General features: G+C 35.2%; 6 protein-coding genes. 5 read left to right on the forward strand and 1 reads right to left on the reverse strand.

The window, feature by feature from the left end:
- The 5 genes from ABZA26_RS04885 to pepF all read left to right on the forward strand — a co-directional run.
- On the forward strand, positions 1-220 hold a 220-nt coding region (locus ABZA26_RS04885; RefSeq protein ID WP_372713395.1), incomplete at its 5' end, for an iron hydrogenase small subunit.
- 181 nt (positions 221-401) lie between these two features.
- Positions 402-1,076 (forward strand): response regulator transcription factor, encoded by a 675-nt coding sequence (locus ABZA26_RS04890; protein WP_372713396.1) that lies wholly within the window; start codon positions 402-404, stop codon positions 1,074-1,076.
- A gap of 50 nt (positions 1,077-1,126) precedes the next feature.
- Positions 1,127-2,749, forward strand: a complete 1,623-nt coding sequence (locus ABZA26_RS04895) for an ATP-binding protein (RefSeq protein WP_372713397.1) — start codon at positions 1,127-1,129, stop codon at positions 2,747-2,749.
- A gap of 146 nt (positions 2,750-2,895) precedes the next feature.
- A complete protein-coding gene (locus tag ABZA26_RS04900; RefSeq protein WP_372713398.1) occupies positions 2,896-3,585 on the forward strand; it encodes a hypothetical protein in 690 nt (229 codons plus the stop codon).
- Positions 3,586-3,591: 6 nt separating this feature from the next.
- Entirely contained in the window at positions 3,592-5,580 is a 1,989-nt protein-coding gene (gene pepF / locus ABZA26_RS04905; RefSeq protein WP_372713399.1) for an oligoendopeptidase F, read from the forward strand.
- A 93-nt stretch (positions 5,581-5,673) separates the two neighbouring features.
- Here pepF and ABZA26_RS04910 read toward each other — a convergent pair whose 3' ends face one another.
- Positions 5,674-6,015: a winged helix-turn-helix transcriptional regulator gene (locus ABZA26_RS04910; RefSeq protein WP_372713400.1), complete on the reverse strand. Its 342-nt coding sequence runs from the start codon at positions 6,013-6,015 to the stop codon at positions 5,674-5,676.
- Positions 6,016-6,574 lie beyond the last annotated feature (559 nt).

A 6,574-nucleotide genomic window follows, 5' to 3' on the forward strand; every position in this document is an offset into this window, starting at 1 on the left:
ATGTGTAGGTGGAGGTGGACAGCCTTATCACCACGGAGATTTTGGAATTATAGAGAAAAGAGCAGCTGGGCTGACTTCTATAGATCAAGGTAAAGATCTCAGAAAATCACATGAAAATCCTTATATAAAGGAACTTTATGAGAAGCACTTAGGTAAACCAATGAGCCACAAGGCACATGATCTATTACATACAGAATATTTCCCAAAGCATAAAATGTAGATTTTTTAAGACACCAGATTAGTATCTGGTGTCTTTTTATATTTTTGAAAACAAAAATATAATTTTTTTTACATAAATGCCTACTGATGAAAGAAGTGGGGAATATTTAAGAAAAAAAGAGCTACTGAGGAAAAAATAATATATAATATAGATATACAAGATTCTATTTAAGGGGGGCGACGTGAAAGTATTAATAGTTGAAGACGATCTTGAAATACAACAATTAGTAAGTTATTTTTTCAGCAAGGAAGGTTATGAAGTAGAGACTGCCTCAGATGGTTTAGAGGGTCTCAGACTTTTAAAAAAAACCAAGCCAGGTTTAGTAATATTAGATATTATGCTGCCTAGTCTAGACGGGAAAAACTTTACTAAAATAGCAAGGGATCTTCCGGAAGAGTATGGAACTCCGGTAATAATAATGCTGACTGCTAAAACAGAGATAGAGGATGTCTTAGAAGGACTGGAAATAGGGGCTAATGATTATATGAAAAAACCTTTTGATCCCAGGGAGCTGATACTGAGGGCGAAAAAATTCTTAGACGTCGGTGCCAGGGCATCGAAAAAATACACTTTTAAAAGTGTAGTAGTAGATGATGACCGACATCTTGTTACGGAAGACGGGGTGGAGGTAGACCTTTCTAAAAAAGAGTATGATCTCCTGCATCTTCTCATAAGAAATAAAGGACTTGTGCTTTCCAGAGAAAAGATTTTGGATAAAGTATGGAACACCAGTTATTATATAGGGGACAGATCTGTAGATATATATATATCCAAACTGAGGGATAAGATAGTGAGTCTTTCCAAAAATATAAAAACAGTGAAGGGAGTTGGGTACAAATTAGAAGAAAAGAGATAATAACCCTTATCTTAATCTTTTGCCTTGAAATATTCTTTATAAAAATCAATATGAACAGGGTATCTACTCTCTATGAGGAAGTGGCGAAAAAATCACTGAGAGAGGACGCTCTCCTTATAAAAAATATTGCAGGAAATACTTCCCGTGAGGATTTCCAGGATATTTTCGGGAGCGTAAAAAAAAGATTTACTATGATAGATTCAAAGGGAATAGTGGTGTATGATTCAGATAGATATGATGAGGAATCAACAATGGAAAATCACGGATCCAGGCCTGAAGTGATAGATGCCATAAAAGATGGCCAGGGGTTTCATGTAAGAGAGAGTGAGACTCTAGGAGAACTTCTGGCATACTACGCCATCCCCTATACTGATGAGCAGGGAGAAAATTATATACTCAGAGTGGCCAGGGGATATAATTCAGACTATGAAAATATCAGGAATATTCTCATGGGGCAGATAATATTTTTTATCATTCTGAATATTTTTATACATTTCAGCTATAAAAATTATCTTAAAAGGCATTTGTTTAATAAAGTGGATGACATAAGAGAAGCCTTAGAGGCAGGAGCTGAGGTAACAGAGATATATTCTAAGGGTGATCTGTGGCTGGTGGAGTTCTGGAAAGTCGTGCAGTCATGGCAGAGTGAGAATATAAAAAACCTTGAGAGACTCAATCTGGAGCAGCAAATACTGAGACAGGTAATATCATCAGTGGATATGTCCATTGTTCTGATAGATGAGGATATGAAGGTGATTCTGAAGAACGAATCTATGAACTATCTCTATGGTTTTTCCCAGGGAGGATACTACTATCAGGGAATGAAATATATAGAGATCATAAATGTGGTAAAAAAAGCCACCATTGGAAAAAAAGATATAAAAGAAGATGTATATATTTCTAAACTAAAGAAATATCTTGTGATAGGAGTAAAATATCTGGAGTTCAGAAAACAGTTCATCATAACCATAAAAGATGTGACCAGAAATCGTGAGATGATGGAGGTGCAGAGAAACTTTATAAGTAACATAAGTCATGAACTGAAGACTCCTTTGACAAATATCAAAGGTTATCTTATAGCCTTGGAAGATGCCCCAGAAGCAATGAGAGGGAAATTTTTAAAGATAGTAAAAAATAATGTGGATAAACTGGAAAACATAACCATGGATTTTCTGAACATCTCCAAGATAGAAAATTCAAAGGTCCTTAACCTCGCCCCTGTTTCATTTGAAAAAATACAGGAAGAGATAGAAAAAGTATTGTCTCAGTATATAAAATCAAAAGAGGCTGAAATAATTTACTCGGTAAATCTTCTAGATGCCAATGATTATATGAGAGTTGACTTTGATAAGCTGACAACTATCCTGAAAAACCTCATAGAAAATGCCATTATCTATAATGATAAAAAACCCGTCATAAGGGTGGAAATAAAAGAAGTCTATGACAGATATAAGATAGTTATAGAGGACAACGGACTAGGAATACCTAAAGAGGAGATAGATAATATCTTTGAGAGGTTTTACCGTGTGGATAAGGCCAGAACCAGTAATGTAGCAGGAACGGGCCTAGGTCTTCCTATAGTTGCGGAACTTGTGGAGATCTGCGGCGGCAAGATAGAAGTGGAATCTAAAGAGGGTAAAGGAAGTCTTTTCAGATTTTTCATGCTTAAATAAAAACATCTGCATCTGAAAACTGAAGGTGTTTTTATTTTTTAACAGGAGATAAATACTGACTTTAAGAGCCCGGGGATATAAAAAGTACTTTAAAAGCAGGGTGTACTGTAGTAATATATAGTTATGCTAAAGGTGAGGAGGAGTTCATGACATCCCGACAGTATGAAGAGTTTGTAAAAATAAGAGAAAGGTTCAGGATGAAAATAAATGAATACAGAGAAAATCACCCTGAGTTTTCAGAGGAGATTCTGAGAATATATGCCCATGAAGATGATAGGATGAGGGCATTTGTCTATAATGAAAAACTTGACTATTTGAGAAAGAATGATAGTATAAAGTATATATGGGTCACAGATAATCCCGGGTTCAACGAAAGTATCCAGAATAAATATGCTGTGGGGATATCGGGGAAAACCGGAAAAAATTTTATGGAAGAAAATGGATTTGTGAATGAGTTTGACAGGGAAGTAATTGTCCTAAATAAAAGCTTTGTTCATACAAAAGTGACAAGGGAACTTTCAAAGTTTGGTGACTACGGAGACCTCTCAGAAGATATCCAAAATTTTATGGGAGATCTGGCATGTGATTTTCAAAGATTATTCAGATGTGAGATGTGGATACTGGGGACTTCAAATTTGAATAAAATTTTTAGAGTTTTTCGTGAAAATGTGAAAAAGAATGGAAATATTAATAATATGTATTTTTATTATCACTTTTCTCAGGGTCAGTTTAAGAAGGCATATAATAAGAAAAAGAGTGAAATAATAGACCGGGATCCAAAGGAAATATGTAAAATTATCGGAATAGAGAATAGGAATAAATTATTCAAGGGGTGATAACAGATGAGAAAAAGACTCCTTATACTTGCACTTATAGCAGTCCTGGGAATTTCTGGACATGCATACATAAGTGGAAAAAATATAGGAAAACCGTCAAAAGAAAGCAGAGATAAAAAATCTGTGAAGGAAAAAAAAGAAGGAGTGGTAGAATTGTCCAATGAAAGTAAAACACTGAAAAGAGAAGATATAGATCAAAAGTATAAATGGAATCTCAATGATATATATTCAAACTGGGGGGAATGGGAGGCTGATTTGGTAAAAGCTAAAAAACTCATGGAAGAGATCCCGAAGTATAGGGGTAAAATAAAAAACGATCCAAAGGCTTTTTCTGAACTTGTGGCCATGGAAAATGAACTTTCAAAATTAACAGATGAAATATATCTCTATCCCTATCTCATGAGAGACCTGGATTCTACAGACGAAGTAGCTTCAAAAAAGCTCCAGGAAATAATGGCTATTTACACACAGTACAGTGCTACTGTAGCCTGGATAAATCCTGAGATTTTGGAAATTCCAAAAGAAACAATGATAAAATGGATAGATGAAAACAAAGAGCTGGAAGAGCATAGATTCCATATTATGGAACTTTACAGACTACAGGGGCACGTCTTGGATGCAGAAAAAGAAAAACTTCTTTCATACTACGGCCAGTTTATGGGTGCACCTGGAGATATTTACAAGGAACTAACCACTTCGGATATAAAATGGAATGAGATAGAACTTTCTACGGGAGAAAAGACAAAGGTTACAAATGCAGTGTATTCCAAAATACTGTCTACCAATAAAAATCAGGAAGACAGAAAAAAAGCATTTGAAGCCCTCTATACTGCCTATGAAACGAATCAAAACACATATGCAGCAATATACAGATCAATCCTTCAGAAGAGCTATGCTACTGTCCAGGCAAGAGGTTATGACTCTACTCTCTCTAAGGCTCTAGAAGGAAACAAAATACCTGTAGAAGTTTACGAGAATCTCATAAAAGTCACAAGAAAAAGTACACAGCCTCTTCAGAGGTATGTGAACCTCAGAAAGAAATTATTGGGGCTGGAAGAGTATCACTACTACGACAATCAGGTAACTCTTGTGGATTATGACAAAGAGTTTGAGTATGATGAGGCCAAGGACTTGGTTTTGAAATCAGTAACTCCGCTGGGAGAGGAATATGTAAAAAGAATGGAAAAAGCAGTGAGCGAGGGATGGCTGGATGTCTATGAGACTCCAAATAAGAGAAGCGGGGCATATTCCCTGGGAATCTACGGAGTGCATCCTTACATGCTGCTGAATTATAATGCAACCCTGGATTCAGTATTTACCCTAGGGCATGAGCTGGGTCACACTATGCATACTATGCTTTCCAGTGAAAATCAGCCTTATTCTACACACGGATATACAATTTTTGTGGCAGAAGTGGCGTCTACCTTTAATGAAAGACTTCTTCTTGACCACATGCTTGAGACTACAAAGGATCCTTTGGAAAGAATAGCTCTCATAGAGCAGTCTTTGGGAAATGTGGTGGGAACCTATTATATACAGACACTTTTTGCAGACTATGAATATCAGGTACATAAAATAGTGGAAAAAGGCGGGGCAGTGACACCAGACGTTCTGAGCGGGATAATGGATCAGCTATTTAAGGATTATTTCGGAGATACTGTGGCTATAGATGAATTACAGAAGATAATCTGGGCAAGAATCCCTCATTTCTATAACTCCCCTTATTATGTGTATCAGTATGCTACCTGTTTTGCATCCTCTGCCGTTCTCCATGACAGAATAACCAATGAAAAATACAGCAAAGTTGAAAGAGACAAGGCTCTGAACAGTTATCTGAACCTTCTGAAGTCAGGAGGAAGCGACCATCCGATGAATCAGCTGAAAAAGGCCGGGGTTGATCTGACTAAGACTGAAACTATAGAGGCTGTATCTAAGGATATGAATAAGCTTCTGGATATTCTGGAAAAAGAGATGAATAACCTGAAGAAAAATTAAAAAAAATAAAAGAGCAGCAAATTTGCTGCTCTTTTATAATGAAAATAATATGTCGTAAATATAGAAATCATATATTAATGGATTTTTGATTCTTTAATCTTTTCTATTTTTTCTACCCCATTCAAAAAGCATGTCCATTATGGGAGCCAAAGTCTTACCATGTTCTGTCAGAGAATACTCTACCTTGGGAGGAATTTGGTGATAAATTTCTTTGTGAATTATGCCATCACTGACCAATTCTTTTAATTGATTACTCAGCATTTTATGGGTAATTTTACCGACACTTTTCTTTAATTCTCCGTACCTAATAACCTCTTTATCATAGATATGCCACAGAATAACCAACTTCCATTTTCCGGCTATTCTATTCATAGCATATCCCATATGACAGGTGATTCCGTTGGAACAATCTTCTAAGATCTCTTTATTTTTCAATTTACTCTCCTTTCGTATAGTATCTGAAATAAAGGTCTATACTGTTAAATAGACGAGCTTAATATTAGTATTATATCATATAAGGAAACAAGAGAGAAGATAGTTTTATTTTATAGTGAAAATTAAAAACACAGGGATCAAAAATTTAAAATTAGAATCTAAATAAGGTTGAGAGGAAACACGAATACCCCAAGGAGTATTTAACAAAGGTAAAGGGAAAAGGGACAGATGTACTTTCTTCTCGTTGCTCTCTAAGATGCAGATGAAAAGTAATAAGCTTAGAAGGTCTTGTTAAAATATAAAAAAATATGATAATATTATTTAAAGAGTCTTTGTATAGGGGTTGGAAAAAAGCAGGTTATTCTACATATTAGTATGAAGTCTGCTGAAATAGAGTATCAATATTTATAAAATAAAAAATCAGAAGGAGATAGTTTTGATAAAACATAAAAGTTCCTCAAAAAATATAATTGATTTTGAAAATATTCATATGAACTACGAGGTGGGATTACCTGTATTGGAAAATATTAATCTTAAAATAAATACAGATGAACACTGG

The organism is Ilyobacter sp. (assembly GCF_041583315.1).
GTDB lineage: Bacteria > Fusobacteriota > Fusobacteriia > Fusobacteriales > Fusobacteriaceae > Ilyobacter.

What these genes read in the sequence shown, in the direction of transcription:
- ABZA26_RS04895 (WP_372713397.1), top strand. Translation starts at nt 1,127, where the DNA reads ATGAACAGGGTATCTACTCTCTATGAGGAAGTGGCGAAAAAATCACTG.
- ABZA26_RS04900 (WP_372713398.1), top strand. Translation starts at nt 2,896, where the DNA reads ATGACATCCCGACAGTATGAAGAGTTTGTAAAAATAAGAGAAAGGTTC.
- pepF (WP_372713399.1), top strand. Translation starts at nt 3,592, where the DNA reads ATGAGAAAAAGACTCCTTATACTTGCACTTATAGCAGTCCTGGGAATT.